This is a genomic window from Corallococcus exercitus, from assembly GCF_042231735.1.
GTDB lineage: Bacteria > Myxococcota > Myxococcia > Myxococcales > Myxococcaceae > Corallococcus > Corallococcus exercitus_B.
In genome coordinates, this window is the sequence record NZ_CP102577.1 from 9,392,319 (window position 1) to 9,407,718 (window position 15,400).

Sequence of the window (15,400 nt, forward strand, 5' to 3'; positions counted from 1 at the left end):
TCGATGCACGCAAATCCGTCCGTCCCCCGGATGCCCCACGGTGGGGGCGGCCCGGGTCCTCAATCCCACCCGCGCAGTTGGACGCGCACGCGCCGCAGCAGCAGCTCCCACTCCTGCCGCTTGAGGGTCGCCAGCACGCGGCCGGTGACGATGCTCAAGCCCGCCAGGGTCATCACCAGGAAGCCGATGCGGTGGTCCCGGAGCCCCGCGTCGAGCAGGTTGGCCACCACGTCCAGGAGCAGGAACAGCGTCCCCAGCGCCAGGTAGGCGCGGATGCGCAGGGCCATGCCCACCGCCACCCCCAGAAGACAGACGGCGCCAAAGACAATCGCATACGTCCCATCCGCGGACTCGCCCATCCGGGCCGCCAGCTTCGCGGCGGCGGGCACGTACAGCAGCAGCCCGCCCAGGATGCGCACCGCGTTGCGCGCCGCGTGCGGGAGGCTGGACGTGAAGAGCTGTCCCATCATCAGGAGCAGCAGCCCCAGCGGCGCCAGGTACACCTCCAGCCCCTCCAGGCCGTACGCGAGCGCGGCGATGAGCAGCGCCAGGTTGCAGGCCGCCGCCGCGAACGCGCCGAACATGCGGCTGCGCTCCACCGCGCCCAGCGCCGCGTACAGCAGGCCGGAGCCCCCCGCGAACAGGGCGGCCTCGCCCGTCGCGTCGCCGGGAAGGACCAGCGCCACCGCGATGGGCAGCAGCGCCGCGAACCGCCGGGTCGCCTGCTCCACGGGGCGCACGCCCGCCCTGCGCGCCAGCACCGTCACGCCCACGAGGACGAAGCCCAGCGACAGCGCGAAGAGGGCGTCATGTTCGGGGCGCAGGCCCTGCGCGTACAGCCCGCGCACCAGCGCGTAGACGCCCACCACCGCGACCTGCACGAAGTACACGTGGCGGCCCGTGTGCTCGCGCCACGCGGCGTGCAGGGCCACGCCCACGGCCAGTCCGATGGCCGCGAGCGCCACGGGCAGGACGTCCTCCGAGGCCTGGCCTCCCACCGCCACGGCCGCGAGCAGCGCCGCGCTCGCCACCAGCCACAGGTCGCGGCCCCAGCCCATGCCCCCCGCGACGTCGCTCCGGCGGCGGGCCGTCATGCGGCGGGCGGCGTGAAGGACCAGCGCGCTCCCCGCGGCGGCCAGCGCCAGCGCGGCTCCGGAGCGGGCGAAGAGGGGCAGGTACTCCGGTTGCCACGGCGTCATGGCCTGCGCGAGGAGCGTCATCCCCGTGGCCACGACGGCGCCTCCGGCCACCACCGTCCCGAGCCCCGAGATGACTCCGGCGAGCGCCCCGCGCCACTGGAAGGCCGCCACCAGGAGGGCCGCCGAGAGGAGCCCGAGCGTCAGGGGGAGCGCGGCGGAGACCATCCACGTCCCGCCCAGGCCCCCGAGCATCCGCCACACGAGGACGGGGACGGCCATCGTCGATGACGTGTCTCCCGTCACGGCCAGCGCATACAGCAGCGCCGCCATGAAGCAGGGCAGCACGGCCAGGTGGGCGCGAAGCCGCGTCCGGCCTTCGTCATGGCCCCGCCGCTTCGCGAGCCACGGCGCGACGACCACCACCGCGAGCCCCAGCAGCGCGAGCGTGGGGCCCGGCCAGGCCTCGATGCTCGGCGCCAGGTGGGCCCGGGCATGGATGAGCAGCAGCACGCCCACGCCCACCACGCCGCGCCCGGGCCCGCGTGCACCGCCCACGAACAGCACGGCGCCGGTGGCGAGGAGGAGCTCCGCCGCGGTCAGGCCGGGCTGGAAGAAGGCCGCCGCCACCACGAGCGCCACGGCCGTGCGGGTCTCCCGGAGCAGGGCGTCGAGGAAGGGACCCGGACGGTCCTCGGTCCCCAGGGACAAGAGCCGCCGGAGGAACGCGCGTCCCGCGTCCACCCGGGCGGCCACGACCGCGAACCCGGCGTAGACGAGCCCGGCGGCGGCGATGCCCGCGAACGCACGCTGCCACAGCAGGAAGCGCGTGATGCCCGGCGGCATCCAGGCGTCCGGGTGCAGCCAGCTCAACGCAGGGCTGATCAAGTGCGCCGCCGTGGCGCGGATCCACTGCCCGTCCGGAGGCAGCAGGGCCACCAGCGAGCCTCCGAGCAGGGACTGCTGCGCGGCCCAGAGCGCGGCGCCGGGGAGCCCCAGCAGCAGGCCCAGGTGCGCCAGGAAGCGCGAGCGGAACGAAGCCGCGAGCAGGACCGCCAGCAGCGCGGGTCCCAGCACCAGGAGCGGCGGCACCAGCCCCAGCGCGCGTGAGGCACCCGGCAGGCCCACGACGACGGCGGAGCGCAGCAGCAGCACGGCCAGCACGGCCACGCCCAGGTGCGGCACCGCGTGGTACAGCGGTCCGTGCCGTGGCTTCTCCAGGCGCTGGCCCACCCACGGCCCCACGCGCCGCAGCACCAACGCCAGCGCCCACAGCCCGATGCCAATGAGCGGCACGCGCCAGGCGCTCACGTCAGGCGGAAGCGGCCGGCCCGCGCGATTGACGACCGCGGTGAGCGCGATGAACCCGCCGCTCGCGGCGAGCGTCGCCACCGAGCCCCGCAGGTCGAACACCACGAAGCCGCGCGACACGAACGCCAGGAGCGCGCCGGCCGTGAGCAGGGCTCCGGCGAGCAGGGCCTCCGGCCGCTCGGCGCTGGAGGGCAGGGTGGTCCAGTTGAGGAGCGCGACGACCGTGAAGAGGGCCTGCACGAGCGCCGCGCCCGCGAAGCCATCCGTGAAGAGCGGCCGTCCCCGCGCGCCGAAGGGCAGGGGGAACACGTCCAGCATCCGTCGGCCCTTCGCCGCTTCGACGTCACGGCCGCGGAGCATGGCGAGGAGCGCGAACCCGAAGCCCAGGGCCGAGGCCACGAGGGCCGCCCGCGCCGACACGAAGTCGGAGACCGTGCCCAGCGCCTGGGACACCGTGAGCGCGAGCCCCGTGGCCGCCAGGAAGCTCACGAGCCGGCTGCCCTCGCGCCGGACGCGGAGCAGCAGCACCCCTGTCACCACCGCCATGGGCACGCACGCGAGCAGCGCAGCATTCGCCCCCGCGACAGAGGCGAGCGCATCCGGCAGCACGGGCGTGACGCCCAGGGCCCGCACCACCCCGAGCACTGCGATGCCCAGCGACAGGTCCTCCAGGGGCCGGAACGCGCCACGCAGGCCCGGGTGCCCCAGCCGGGCGGACTGCACGAGCCCCCCGAGTCCGTACAGCACCGCCGCGAGCGCGAAGACGGAGAGGCTCGCCGCGCTGGAATCAAGCCACGGCGTCGCGCCCACCGCCGCGAGCGCCCCGAAGAGCAGCGCGACCCCACCCAGGTAGTGCAGGCCCCGCCACCTCGACAGTCCCGCGAGGTGGGCTGCGACCGCGATGACCGCGCCCGTGAAGGCCCGGGGCCAGGGCAGGTCCGTCCCCTGCGTCCATTCCAGCACCGAGAAGGCGGGCATCGTCGCCAGGGAGGCGACGACGCCCCAGGTGAGCAGCCGGTTGCGCAGGCCGACGGAGGACGTCATCCGTGCCAGGAGCAGCAGCCCGGACGCCACCACCGCGACGCCGAAGCACCACCACGCCGGTGCGTCAGGCGCCTGCACGTGCGCGACCAGCGCCCCCGCGAGCAGCGCGGCCATGACGGCCGGATGCGCCAACGCCGGCCGGCGGAACTCCAGCAGGAAGAAGACGAGCGCGGCCAGCAGCGGCGCGCCGACGGAGGCCAGGTCCACCCAGGTCTGCTCGCCCGGGAAGGTCGAGAAGGCGCCCAGGGCCCCCGCGAGCGCACCGCTGGCGACCACCGCGTGCGCCAGCGTCTCGAACACCGGGGCCGCGCGCGGATACGCCGCCCGGATGGCCTCCGAGGACGACGCCACCGCCACCACCGCGCCGAGCGCCGCCGCCCAGAGCACGAGGCCCGCGAACAGGGGGCTGCCGGGCTCCAGCGCATCGAACCCGGAGGGGCCGCTCGCCACGCAGAAGACCGCCAGCCACAGCGCGCCATACAGCGCCGCGCCCACCCCGACGAACGAAGCCCTGCCCGCGTCCGCCGCCCGCGCCCGCCACACCGAGGCCCCGAGCGCCACCACGCCCGCGAACGCGCACAGCACCCTCGGCCACGGCGCGTCCTCCCAGCCCATCAAGGGGAGCCCCGCCAGGAGCGAGGGGAACAGCGCCACCGCGAGGGTCGTCGCGGACGTCCCGTGCCACAGCCGTCCGGCGACCCTCAGCGGAAGGAGCGCGACTGCGGCGACCCCGAGCGCGGTGGGAACGCCAATCCCAGGAGTCAGCGCCACCAGCGCCGACAGCGCGACGAACACCACGGGCAGCAAGGCCAGCCCGATGCTCGCGAGGACGCGCCCCGCCGACCGCGAGCGCCGCGCCAGGAACACGCCCAGCCCGATGAAGGCCGCGTGGTAGCCCAGGAGCGCGCCCGTGACGATCAACTGCCGGGGCACCCCGCCGAGCGCCCGCCACGCCTCGCGGACCCCCATGAGCGAGCCGCCCAGCACGAGCACCGCGCCCAGGAACCACCAGATGTACTCATGCAGGCGGGGAGGGTTGTCACCCTCATCGAGCGCGACCACCGCCTCCAGTCCACCACCGCCCAGCGAGTCCAGGTGCCCCCGGGCGAACAGCGCCTGCCCGGAGCCCAGCGCCGAGCCCAGGTCCTCCTCGCTGGAGGACGCGCCCTCGGCCAGGGACGACGCCCGCCGCCGTGCCGCCTGTTCCCGCTCCGCCCGGGCCGTTTCGTCCAGCGAGTGCGCAAGCGACGCAAGCCACCCCGGACGCCACCCTCCCGCGCGACGCAGCGAGTGGGCGACGTCGTCCGCCCAGGCCTCCACGCGAGCCGCGGAGTCGAGGGGCGGTGTCTCCGGGACCACGACCGGCGGAGGCTCGGGCACCTCCGGAGCCATCACGGCGGCATCGGCGGGAGCCAGGAGCGAGGCCTCCAGCCGGTCCGCGGTGACAGGGTCCAGCAGCCCATCGAAGCGCCAGCGCTTGAGCCGCCGCCGCATCCGCTCCAGCACGACGTCTTCCAGGTGCCGCCCGGTGGCGGGCACGAGGGCGGCGCCGCACTCCGGGCACAGGGGCCCGGAGTCGGTCGCGCGCGGTTCCGCACAGGCAGGGCAGAGCATGGACACCAGCATACAGGGCCTCCCACACCGGGAGTGTCGTCCCTGGTGACACTGTCACCTCACGCCGCTCGGGGCCCGCTCCAGGACTCCCGGCCATGGCCTTCCACGGCCGGGCGTCCTGTCACGTCCGTCCTACAGACCGTCGTGGTAGCAGAAGCCGCTGCCGCGGTCGTACCCGCCACCGGAGAGCGGGTAGTTGACGTAGCCCAGCTCCTCGCCCGCGCCGCAGTCCGACCGGGCGCGCGCGTAGCGCAGGCAGGTGGCCTGGCCCGAACCCGTCAGGTCCGCGCAGACGCCGCGCGCGCCCTCGGTGCCGCAGAACTCGGTGAAGCCCGCGCGGCACGTCTCACCAATCAGGGCCGGGTCGAACGCGAAGCCGATGGGCTCCAGGACGGACTGCTCGATGCACAGGCCGTAGACGCCGCAGAGGGTGCCGCTGGGGCAGCCGGGGACCGCCGCCATCGGGTCGCACGTCTTCAGGCACTGCGGGTTGTCCGAGAGCAGGTCCGTGCACGCGAAGCCCTGCGCGCAGTCCGTCACCGCCGGGTGGTTGGCCTCCGCGGCGGGGGTGGAGGTGCACGCCGCGCCCTGCGTCTTCGTCCCTTCCGACTTCTCCAGCGTGCCGTCATCCGCGAAGTAGTTGTCCGCCACGCAGGTGTGACCCGGCAGGTTCGCCGTCAGCGAGCCCTCGCGCGGATCGCAGCCCAGCGAGCGCACGGTGTTCCAGGTCGCGTAGCGGATCCACTTGCACGCCCCGCCGGCAACCGCCGCGCTGCCCCGGTAGGGGGCGCTGAGCGGCGCCGCGGTCACGGACTCGCGCAGCGTCACGTTGTAGAGCGCGCCCACCGTCTGCTGCGGCGACACCTTCAGCGCCAGCAGCAGCGAACCGGAGTCCGCCACGAACAGCTTCTGGCCCGTCGTCCCCGCGTCCTGGTAGCCGTAGACGCACTGCTCGCAGGTGAAGAGGTTGCCGCCCCCCGCCGCCAGGTCATGCAGGCCCGGCGCCGTGTTCACGTCCAGCCGGATGAGCGCGCTGTCCGCCACCGCCGGGTCCCCGAAGGAGCCGAACGTGCCCTGGTAGGTCGGCTGATTGCCATACTTCACCGGCGTCAGCTGGATGCCGTTCGCCAGGTCGTTCATCGTGATCTCGGTACACCCGGTGGGTGGGGTGAGCGCTTGCGTCTGCTGCTGGACCGCCTGCAATTGCTCCTGCGCGGAGGACTCCTCCTGCGGCTCCACGGCACAGCCCGTCAGCGCCATGCTCAACACCGCGCCAAAACGCCACGCACGAAACCCGAGGCTTCGAGTCGCCATTGTCATTCTCTCAAGATGTGGGTTTGAGGCTGTCCGGGGGGGGCCAGCCAATCCGGAACTCCGGATGAAGTGCTGTTAAACTATTCTGTCTTGGATTGACAGCCCAATTCAACATCACGGTCCGACTGTTATTGCCGTGCTTTCCATTGCGTCTGGGCTGGAATCAGTCTGAGAGAATCTCAAAACATGAGTCTCAGCATTCCGGAGACGCGACAGTCCGCACGGCGAGGCCCGGCGCGCCACCCGGTGTGGCCATTCTCGTACCACCGGGGGCTGACATGCCTGGGGGGCTACGGCTTCTTGTGGCGCTCCCGCAGCGCCTTGCAGGGGTCGTCCTCCGGCATCGCGGGCGTGAACCAGACGTAGTCGTAGGGCAGGGCCGTGGCGCCAGCCGCGTCCGCGTAGTCCTGGGGCTTCAGCGCCTCCGGCGACACCTCCAGCAGCGCCACGCTCAGCGCGGGGACGTCCTTCGCGCGGCGCTCCAGGTGCGCGGGAACGGCCCGGTCCTTGCGCACGTGGCCGTTGCCGGTGATGAGCACCGCGCCGTCCGCGGGCACGGTCTCCAGCAGCCGGTCCGCCATCATCGCGTCGCGCGCCCGCTGGGCCAGCGCCATGGGCTCCAGCATCTCCTGGGGGAGCTGTCCGCAGTGCGAGCGGTCCAGCTCCTCGCGGACCGCCTTTGCCTCCGCCTCGGGCACGGGCGCCTCCAGCCCCAGGCGGGAGCGCAGGTCGGAGGGCAGCGCCTCCGGTCCCTTCATCACCAGCTCCCGCACCCGCGCGCGGGGCAGGTTGGCGGCGACGATGGGCAGGTGCGCCTGGAGGCCCGCGGTGAACACGGGTTCGTAGAGGTTGAAGGCGGGCCAGCCGCTGTTCGCCCAGTCCACCGCCTTCGCCAGACCCTCCGCGTCCTCCGGCCGGGCCCTCAGCGCCGCGTCCACGGCGGGCTGCTGGGTGACGTCCAGCATCTCGAAGGCGAGCGCGGGGCGCTGGCCCGCGTCCGTCTTCGCGCGCACCAGCTCCGCCTGGAGCCGGTGGTGGTCCGGGTGGTCATGCCGCTCGCCGAGGAGCACGAAGCGCGCGGGCACCACCGCCGCGCGCAGGGCGCTCTCGTCCACGAAGCGTCCTGCCGCCACGTCCCAGATGCGCCCCACCAGCGGGTGGTCCCGGTGCAGCGTCGTGGTCCACTCGCGCGTGGGCGTGGGGGAGGGCTGCTGCCGGCTGGCACAGCCCAGGGACAGCGCGAGGACGAGGATGAAAGGGATTCGCGTCATCCCGTCATCTCACCTGTCCCGCGCCGGCCTTGCCCGCTGGAAAGTGGCCGGGCCGCCCGACGGTCACGAATATTGAACTTCACTTCCGGAGCCGTGGCAGGCAGGAACAGGTCCATGACGCCCTGGCTGCGTGGAGTCCGTGAAACGAACGGCATCAACCTCCACTACCTCCGGACCGGAGGCGCCAACCCTCCCGTCGTGCTGCTCCATGGCTTGATGGGGAGCGGCGCCTGCTGGACCCCCGTGGCGCGCGTGCTTGAAAGTGGATTCGACGTCGTCATGCCCGACGCCAGGGGGCACGGCGGTTCGAGCGCGCCGCACCACGGCTACCGGTACGACGATCACGCGAGCGACGTCGAGGGCCTCATCCGCGGCCTGGAGCTCTCGCGTCCGGTGCTGCTGGGCCACTCGATGGGCGGCATGACCGCCGCGGTGGTGGCGAGCCGGGGCGCGGCGGGCCTCCGCGGCCTCGTCCTGGTGGACCCGACGTTCTTGAGCCCCGAGCGCCAACGCGAGGTGCACGACAGCGACGTCGCCGAGCAACACCGCCAGGCCCTCGGCTTGAGCAGGTCCGACCTGGTTGCCCAGGCCCGGGCCCGGCACCCGCGTCGCTCGCTCGAGCTCATCGAGCTTCTTGCCGAGGCGAGACTGAACACCCGCCTGGACGCCTTCGACGTCCTCACGCCGCCCAACCCCGGGTATCGCGACGTGGTGCGCGCGATTGACGTCCCGACCCTCCTCGTCATCGGGGACCACAGCCCCGTCGTCACGCTCGAGATGGCCACGGAGCTGCGGAGCCTCAACCCACGCGTGCGAATCGAGCAGGTCCAGGACGCCGGCCACGGCCTTCCGTATGAACAACCCGAGCGCCTGGCGGAAGTGGTCGCGTCGTTCCTGCGGGAGCTGGCCTGACGCGCCGGCTGCCCGCCTGCCCCATGAAGAAGCAGGGGGCGGATTCGAGGTCCACCCGCTGAGAAGCCCTGCTCGGTAGGCGACGGAAAGCGCAGTCCTGGCGGATTCCAGCGTTGAAGTGGGGAGACCGGCTCGCTACGTCCACTTGGTCTCCTCATCCACGCGTCCCGCACCCTCGAGCCTCCCCTGAGCCGCCCGACGAACGAACAGAACGCTCTGGAGCCGGTGGGAGACGCCGTGGCCTCGCCATGTCCCGAGGGATGGCTGGCCGTGTTGCGCGGCGGCAGCGTGATGGGGCGCCTCATCCTGGAGCGGGACTGGTCCGGGACGCCGCTGGGGCCCATCACGTCGTGGCCGCCGACGCTGCGCACCCTGGTGAGCATGTGCCTGATGACGCGCTTCCCCATGTTCATCTACTGGGGACCGGAGCGCGTGCAGCTCTACAACGACGCGGGCATCCCCATCATGGGCGCCAAGCACCCGCACCATGCCCTGGGGCCACTGCGCGACGTCTTCCCGGAGCTGTGGACCCACCTGGGGCGCATGTTCGACGACCTGGAGCGCACGAAGCAGGCGAACTGGGCGGAGAGCCAGTCCCTGCCCATCCTGCGCAACGGCTCCGCCGAGGAGGCCTACTTCACCTGGTCCTACACCCCGGTGCTGGGGGACGACGGCGCGGTGGTGGGCTTCTACACGCCGGCCCTGGAGACGACGGGGCAGGTCCTGGGACAGCGGCGCCTGCGCACGCTCCAGGTCCTCTCCCATCGCGCCAGCGGCGCGGGCTCCGTGGAGGAGGCGTGCCGGGCCGGCCTGGACGCCCTGGCGGAGGACCCCGCGGACCTGCCCTTCACCTGGCTCTACGTCACGGACGCGGACGGGACGCGGGCCTCGCTCGTGGGCTCCACCGGCATGGACGCCCGGAGCGCGGCGGTGCCCAGGCACCTCGACCTGCGCGCGCCAGCGGACGGTGGGCCCGCGGGAGGGCTCCTGGCGCCGGTGGCGGCCGCGCGCCAGGCCCAGCGGGTGGACGACGTGAACGGGTGGCTGGAGGCACCGCTTCCGCCGGAGGGCGCCGAGCCGCCCCGGCCCGCCCTGGTGCTGCCGCTGCCGCACGCGGAAGGGGACCGCGACCTGGGCTTCCTGGTGGCGGGCCTGAGCCCCTTCCTGAACCCCGTGGGGGAATACCGGGGCTTCCTCGAACTGGTGGCGGGGGCCCTGGCCACGGCCGCCTCCAGCGCTCGCGCGCGGCAGGAGGCCCTGGAGCGGATGGAGAAGCTCGCGGCCCTGGACCGGGCGAAGACGGCCTTCTTCAGCAACGTGAGCCACGAGTTCCGCACGCCCCTGACGCTGATGCTCGGGCCCGTGGAGGACGCGCTGTCGGACTCCGCGGAGCCGCTGGGGCCGCGCCAGGCCGAGCGGCTGTCGCTGGTCCAGCGCAACGCCAGCCGGCTGCTCAAGCTGGTCAATACGCTGCTCGACTTCACCCGCACGGAGGCCGGACGCGTGCGCGCGGCCTTCCAGCCCACGGACCTGTCCGCCTTCACCGCGGAGCTGGTGAGCCACTTCGAGTCCATCGCGAAGCGCGCCCAGCTCACCCTCACGGTCGACCTGCCGCCCCTGCCGGAGCCCGTCTGGGTGGACCGCGAGATGTGGGAGAAGGTTGTCTTCAACCTGCTCTCCAACGCGATGAAGTTCACCTTCGAGGGCGGCGTCCACGTCCGGCTGCGCGCGGAAGGGGGCGAGGCGCGGCTGACGGTCCGGGACACCGGCAGCGGCATCCCGGAGGCGGAGCTGCCGCACATCTTCGAGCGCTTCCACCGCGTGGAGAACGCCCGCTCGCGCAGCCACGAGGGCAGCGGCATCGGGCTGAGCCTGGTGCAGGAGCTGGCGAAGCTGCACGGCGGCAGCGTGGGCGTGAAGAGCACGCTGGGGCAGGGCACGACCTTCCATGTCGCGGTGCCCCTGGGCAGCGGCCACCTGCCACGGGAGCAGCTCGTTCCCGAGGGCGCGGGTCCCGAGCGCTCCGGCGAGCAGGGCGCGTCCGCCTACGTCGAGGAGATCCGCGGATGGCTGGCGCCGACGGGCCCGGAGGGTGGGGCGCGAGGCCCGGACGGAGCAGCGGGCGCCACGCCGCTGTCGCCGTCCCTGTCCGCGAGGGTGCTGGTGGTGGACGACAACGCGGACCTGCGCACGTACATCACGGGGCTGCTGGACGCGTCGCTGACGGTGGAGACGGCGGAGGACGGCCTCGCCGCGCTCCAGGCCATCCGCGAGCGCCCGCCCGACCTGGTGTTGAGCGACGTGATGATGCCGCGCCTGGGCGGCTTCGGCCTGCTGCGCGAGCTGCGCGCGGACCCCCGGCTGCGGGCCATCCCCTTCGTCCTGCTGTCGGCGCGGGCGGGGGAGGAGGCCTCGGTGGAGGGGCTGGAGGCGGGCGCGGATGACTACCTGGTGAAGCCCTTCTCCGCGCGCGAGCTGCAGGCGCGGGTGCGCACCCAGCTGGAGATGGCGCGGGTGCGCCGGGAGGTGGCGGAGCTGTCGGCGCGCGAGGCGATGCTGCAGGACGCGGTCCGCGCGAGGGACGACTTCCTGTCCGTGGTGAGCCACGAGCTGAAGACGCCGCTGGCGTCCTTCCGCCTCCAGCTGGACCTCATCGAACGGGGCCTGGAGCCCGAGGCGAGAGCCCGGTTGGGCGAGAGGCTGCTGCTCACGAGGCGGCAGGTGCACCGGCTGGCCGCGGTGGTGGAGCTGCTGCTCGACGTGTCCCAGCTGTCCTCGGGGCCGCTGAGCCTGCGGGTGGAGGACGCGGACCTCGCCGCGCTCGTGACGGAGCAGGTGGCCCGGGAGGGCTGCGAGGTGACCTTGCGCATCGCGGGTCCGGTGCGGGGCCGGTTCGACCGGGCGCGCCTGGAGCAGGTGGTGCAGGGCCTGCTGTCCAACGCGTTGAAGTACGGCGCAGGCAAGCCGGTGGAGATCCACGTCACGCAGGACGGCCCGTGCGCGCGCCTGACGGTGGTGGACCACGGCATGGGCGTGCGTCCGGAGGACCGGGAGCGCATCTGGAGGCGCTTCGAGCGCGCGGTGTCCGTGCGCAACTTCGGAGGGCTGGGCCTGGGCTTGTGGATCGCCCGCCAGGTGGTGGAGGCCCACGGAGGCAGCGTCGAAGTCACGGAGACACCAGGAGGCGGCGCCACCTTCACGGTGTCACTGCCCCTGGCGGGACCGCGGGCCTGAACGCGCGGCTACTTCGTGGGCGCGAACGAGTTGATCACCACCGGTGAGGAGCAGGAGAGGAGCGTGCCCGGGCCGGCCTCTCCCGTACACGCGCGAATGGTGAGCCGAGGGCCGTTGGGAAAGTTCCGGAAGCACTGCACGGACGTGTCCACGCCACCGGAATTCCAGCACCTCGTATCGCTCCCCGTAATGTGGTTGTAGATGGTTGCCACGGCGGAGTGGCCATCCGCCGCAGTGTCCCGGACCGTGAAGGTGTCGGTGTTGGAGTTGTAGATCACGGTGGCGCCAGGGTGGACGATGGTCGTCACCTCGCTCTGGGTGACGGTGCCCTCCGACCCGGCCTGCGGCTCCTGGGTTTCGCCCTCCTCGGGCATCCCACCACAGCCGAACAGCAGCCCACTCACCATCAACGCCAGCGCAGGAATCGAACGGGTCATCGGTTTCCCCTGAGGATGTGAATGCGTGAGCGCATCCACAGACAAAAGGGATAATTGGCTTTCTAAGCTATGTCAAACTAGTCTGGAATTGCTGCTTTGGGTATATCTTTGTGGCGGCCCTGAAGCAGCGAGGCCCGCGCTCCCCGTGTGAGGGAGGCGGGCCTGGGTGTCAGGCATTGGCTGTCTGACTACGGGCAACCCGCTACTTGGAATCCACCACCAGCACCATCCACCGGTCGGTGGCGTGGTCGATGCGCACGTTGGCGGCACCGGCCTCCTGGAGCTGGCCAATCACGCGCTCCAGGAACTGGAGCTGATCCGCCGATGCGTCCACGAACACGTTGCGCGAGCCCGGGCCCTTCGCCTTCGGCTTCTTCGCGGGCGCCGCACCGCTGTGCAGCTCCGGAGCCGCCGCGGCCTTCAGCAGCGTCCCCGCGTCCTCCGACGTCACCTCGGACCGCTCGTCCTGCACGTCCACGTCCTGCTCCTCCTTGGGGGCGGCGACCGGAGCCACGGGGGCCGAGGCCAGCTCCTTCTTCGCCTGGTCGCGCAGCTCGTTGAACGTGCGCAGGTTGATGGTCGCGCCGAAGCGGTCCTTGAAGCTCTCCAGGGCGTCCTGGCGGCTCAGGTCAGGCTGGTTGCGGAAGAGGTCGAGCAGGAACGCGTGACGCTCCTGCGACTGCTCCTGGGAAGTCCTGGGCATGGCTGTGTGGCTCCGGCGGTGTGGCCGCATGAAGAAAGGCGGCGCACCCTATACCCGAGCCCGCCCCCGGAGCGAAAGCCGGGGTCCCCCTACCGCCCGCGCGGCCCCGGACGCGGCGTGCGCCCCCCGCCGCGAGGGCCCGACGGGCGCGGCTGCACCGGACGGGGCCACGCGTTCGTCGCCAGGCCCTCTCCGGCTTCCGCGTTCTCCGAGGCGCGGCGCAGGCGCGCGGCCTCCGCGGCGGACTCCGGCGGCACCAGCGCGTTCGGCCCCCTTCCAATCAGGTCCGCGCGCCCCGCCAGCTTCAGCGCCTCGCGCGCCAGCGGCCAGTGCTCCGGGTTCCAGTAGAGCAAGAGCGCCTTCTGCAGCCGCTTCTCGCGCAGGCCCTTCGCCGTGTACACGGGCTCCATCTTCAGCGGGTCCAGGCCCGTGTAGTACATGGCCGTCGCCACCGACATGGGCGTGGGGATGAAGTCCTGCACCTGGCGGGGCCGCTTGCCCTTCTCCTTCAGCCACTGCGCCAGCAGCACCATGTCCTCCAGCGTGGAGCCGGGGTGGCCGCTGATGAAGTAGGCGATGTCGTACTGCTCCTTGCCCGCGTCCTCGCTGGCGCACGCGAACATGTTCTGGAAGCGCTCGAAGCTCTCGATGCCGGGCTTCTTCATCTTCTCCAGCACGCGCGGCGACACGTGCTCCGGCGCCACGGACAGCTGGCCGCCCACGTGGTGCGCCGCCAGCTCCTTCACGTACTCCGGCGAGCGCTCCGCCAGGTCGTACCGCACGCCGCTCGCGATGAAGACGTGCTTGATGCCCGGCTCCTCGCGCACCTGCTTCATCAGCGAGATGAGCGGCCCGTGGTCCGTCTGGAGGTTCTCGCACACGCCCGGGTGCACGCAGGACAGCTTGCGGCAGCGGCTCTCGATGTCCTCGCTCTTGCACTTGAGCTTGTACATGTTCGCCGTGGGGCCACCCAGGTCGGTAATCGTCCCCCGGAAGTCCCCCATGCGCCGCACCTCGCGCACCTCGCGCAGCACGCTCTGCGCGGAGCGGCTCTGGATGACGCGCCCCTCGTGCTCCGTGATGGAGCAGAAGGTGCAGCCGCCAAAGCACCCGCGCATCAGCACCACCGAGTGCTTCACCGTCTCGTACGCGGGGATGGGCTCCTTGTACATGGGGTGCGGCACGCGGTTGAACTTCAGGTCATACAGCTCGTCCATGGCCACCGTGGACGTGTCCCCGGGCTTCTGTCCGGCGCCGTCCTCCAGCGGCCGGGCGGGCGGGTTCATGAGGATGGCGCGGTTGCCGTGGCGCTGCGCGATGGCGCGCGCGTTGCCGGGGTTGGTCTCCAGCTGGAAGTCCCGGCTCATCACCGCGAAGGCGCGCGTGTCCGCCACCACCTCCTCGTAGGAGGGCAGCACCACCACCTTGTCGCGGTCCGCCGCGCGCTTCGCCGGGTCCGCCTCCAGGGCCTTCATCGCCGCGTCGTTGATGAGCCGCGCGGTGCCCCGGATGTCCGTCAGGTCCTCGATGCGCTCGCCCCGGTTCAGCCGGTCGGCAATCTCCCAGATGGGCCGCTCGCCCATGCCGAACACCAGCAGGTCCGCCTTGGCGTCGAAGAGGATGGAGCGGCGCACCTTCTCGCTCCAGTAGTCGAAGTGCGCGATGCGGCGCAGGCTGGCCTCGATGCCACCCAGCACCACCGGCACGTCCGGGAAGGCCTCGCGGCAGCGCTGCGCGTAGACGATGGAGGCGCGGTCCGGCCGGCAGTTGGTGCGCCCGCCCGGGCTGTACTGGTCCTCCGAGCGGTTCTTCTTCTGGGCCGTCAGCCGGTTGAGCATCGAGTCCAGGTTGCCCGCCGCCACCCCGAAGAAGAGCCGGGGGGCCCCCAGCGCCTTGAAGGGCTCCGCCGAGTGCCAGTCCGGCTGGGGGATGAGCCCCACCTTGAAGCCCCGCCCCTCCAGGAAGCGCGCGATGAGCACCGGGCCGAAGGCCGGGTGGTCCACGTAGGCGTCGCCGCTCACGATGATGATGTCGCACTGCTCCCACCCCCGGGCCTGCATGTCGGCGCGGGTGACGGGTAGGAACGGGTGGGCGTAGCGCGGGGTGATGGAGGCCATGGGCGTGTTCCCCTCAACAGCGGGGGAGGGCCCAACCAACCCCATCAGGGCGGGCGCTGTCCACTGCGACGGCCGCCTGCCCTCCTGCTCCCCGGGGGAACGGCAACCCGCCAGGTCGTCCAAACCCAGACGGGCCGTGCACCTTTTCTCGACTCCTCGCAAAGGCAGACAGCAGGGTCATTGGGGCTCCAACTGGGTGTCTGTATACACCTGGGCCTGGGTACAGCTTTGCCCGTGTTGCTAGAAAAGTCCGTTCGTGGCAAAAGACTGCTCACGGGTCCTGGCTGTCATTGGCTGGCATCGGGTT

General features: G+C 72.3%; 8 protein-coding genes. 2 read left to right on the forward strand and 6 right to left on the reverse strand.

Features of this window, described 5'->3' with window-relative positions; genetic code table 11:
- Nucleotides 1–59: 59 nt before the first annotated feature.
- The 3 genes from NR792_RS37925 to NR792_RS37935 form a co-directional block, all read right to left on the reverse strand.
- Nucleotides 60–5,117 (reverse strand): hypothetical protein, encoded by a 5,058-nt coding sequence (locus tag NR792_RS37925; RefSeq protein ID WP_375757562.1) that lies wholly within the window; start codon nucleotides 5,115–5,117, stop codon nucleotides 60–62.
- A 120-nt stretch (nucleotides 5,118–5,237) separates the two neighbouring features.
- Entirely contained in the window at nucleotides 5,238–6,419 is a 1,182-nt protein-coding gene (locus tag NR792_RS37930; protein ID WP_375757563.1) for a hypothetical protein, read from the reverse strand.
- 290 nt (nucleotides 6,420–6,709) lie between these two features.
- Nucleotides 6,710–7,690: a ChaN family lipoprotein gene (locus NR792_RS37935; protein ID WP_375757564.1), complete on the reverse strand. Its 981-nt coding sequence runs from the start codon at nucleotides 7,688–7,690 to the stop codon at nucleotides 6,710–6,712.
- A 114-nt stretch (nucleotides 7,691–7,804) separates the two neighbouring features.
- On the opposite strand from NR792_RS37935, the gene NR792_RS37940 reads away from it, so the two are divergent.
- Together NR792_RS37940 and NR792_RS37945 are read left to right on the forward strand one after the other, a co-directional pair.
- A complete protein-coding gene (locus NR792_RS37940; protein ID WP_375757565.1) occupies nucleotides 7,805–8,602 on the forward strand; it encodes an alpha/beta fold hydrolase in 798 nt (265 codons plus the stop codon).
- A 237-nt stretch (nucleotides 8,603–8,839) separates the two neighbouring features.
- Nucleotides 8,840–11,836: an ATP-binding protein gene (locus NR792_RS37945; RefSeq protein WP_375757566.1), complete on the forward strand. Its 2,997-nt coding sequence runs from the start codon at nucleotides 8,840–8,842 to the stop codon at nucleotides 11,834–11,836.
- A gap of 8 nt (nucleotides 11,837–11,844) precedes the next feature.
- Here NR792_RS37945 and NR792_RS37950 read toward each other — a convergent pair whose 3' ends face one another.
- From NR792_RS37950 to NR792_RS37960, 3 genes are all read right to left on the reverse strand, one after another.
- Nucleotides 11,845–12,273: a hypothetical protein gene (locus NR792_RS37950; protein ID WP_375757567.1), complete on the reverse strand. Its 429-nt coding sequence runs from the start codon at nucleotides 12,271–12,273 to the stop codon at nucleotides 11,845–11,847.
- 202 nt (nucleotides 12,274–12,475) lie between these two features.
- Nucleotides 12,476–12,976, reverse strand: a complete 501-nt coding sequence (locus tag NR792_RS37955; RefSeq protein ID WP_375757568.1) for a hypothetical protein — start codon at nucleotides 12,974–12,976, stop codon at nucleotides 12,476–12,478.
- 89 nt (nucleotides 12,977–13,065) lie between these two features.
- Complete coding sequence (locus NR792_RS37960) at nucleotides 13,066–15,093, reverse strand: YgiQ family radical SAM protein (protein ID WP_375757569.1); 2,028 nt, start codon at nucleotides 15,091–15,093, stop codon at nucleotides 13,066–13,068.
- Nucleotides 15,094–15,400 lie beyond the last annotated feature (307 nt).

Excerpts from the sequence above, each read along its gene's own strand:
- NR792_RS37930 (WP_375757563.1), bottom strand. The coding sequence starts at position 6,419 with ATGGCGACTCGAAGCCTCGGGTTTCGTGCGTGGCGTTTTGGCGCGGTG.
- NR792_RS37955 (WP_375757568.1), bottom strand. The coding sequence starts at position 12,976 with ATGCCCAGGACTTCCCAGGAGCAGTCGCAGGAGCGTCACGCGTTCCTG.
- NR792_RS37940 (WP_375757565.1), top strand. The coding sequence starts at position 7,805 with ATGACGCCCTGGCTGCGTGGAGTCCGTGAAACGAACGGCATCAACCTC.
- NR792_RS37935 (WP_375757564.1), bottom strand. The coding sequence starts at position 7,690 with ATGACGCGAATCCCTTTCATCCTCGTCCTCGCGCTGTCCCTGGGCTGT.
- NR792_RS37950 (WP_375757567.1), bottom strand. The coding sequence starts at position 12,273 with ATGACCCGTTCGATTCCTGCGCTGGCGTTGATGGTGAGTGGGCTGCTG.
- NR792_RS37960 (WP_375757569.1), bottom strand. The coding sequence starts at position 15,093 with ATGGCCTCCATCACCCCGCGCTACGCCCACCCGTTCCTACCCGTCACC.
- NR792_RS37925 (WP_375757562.1), bottom strand. The coding sequence starts at position 5,117 with ATGCTGGTGTCCATGCTCTGCCCTGCCTGTGCGGAACCGCGCGCGACC.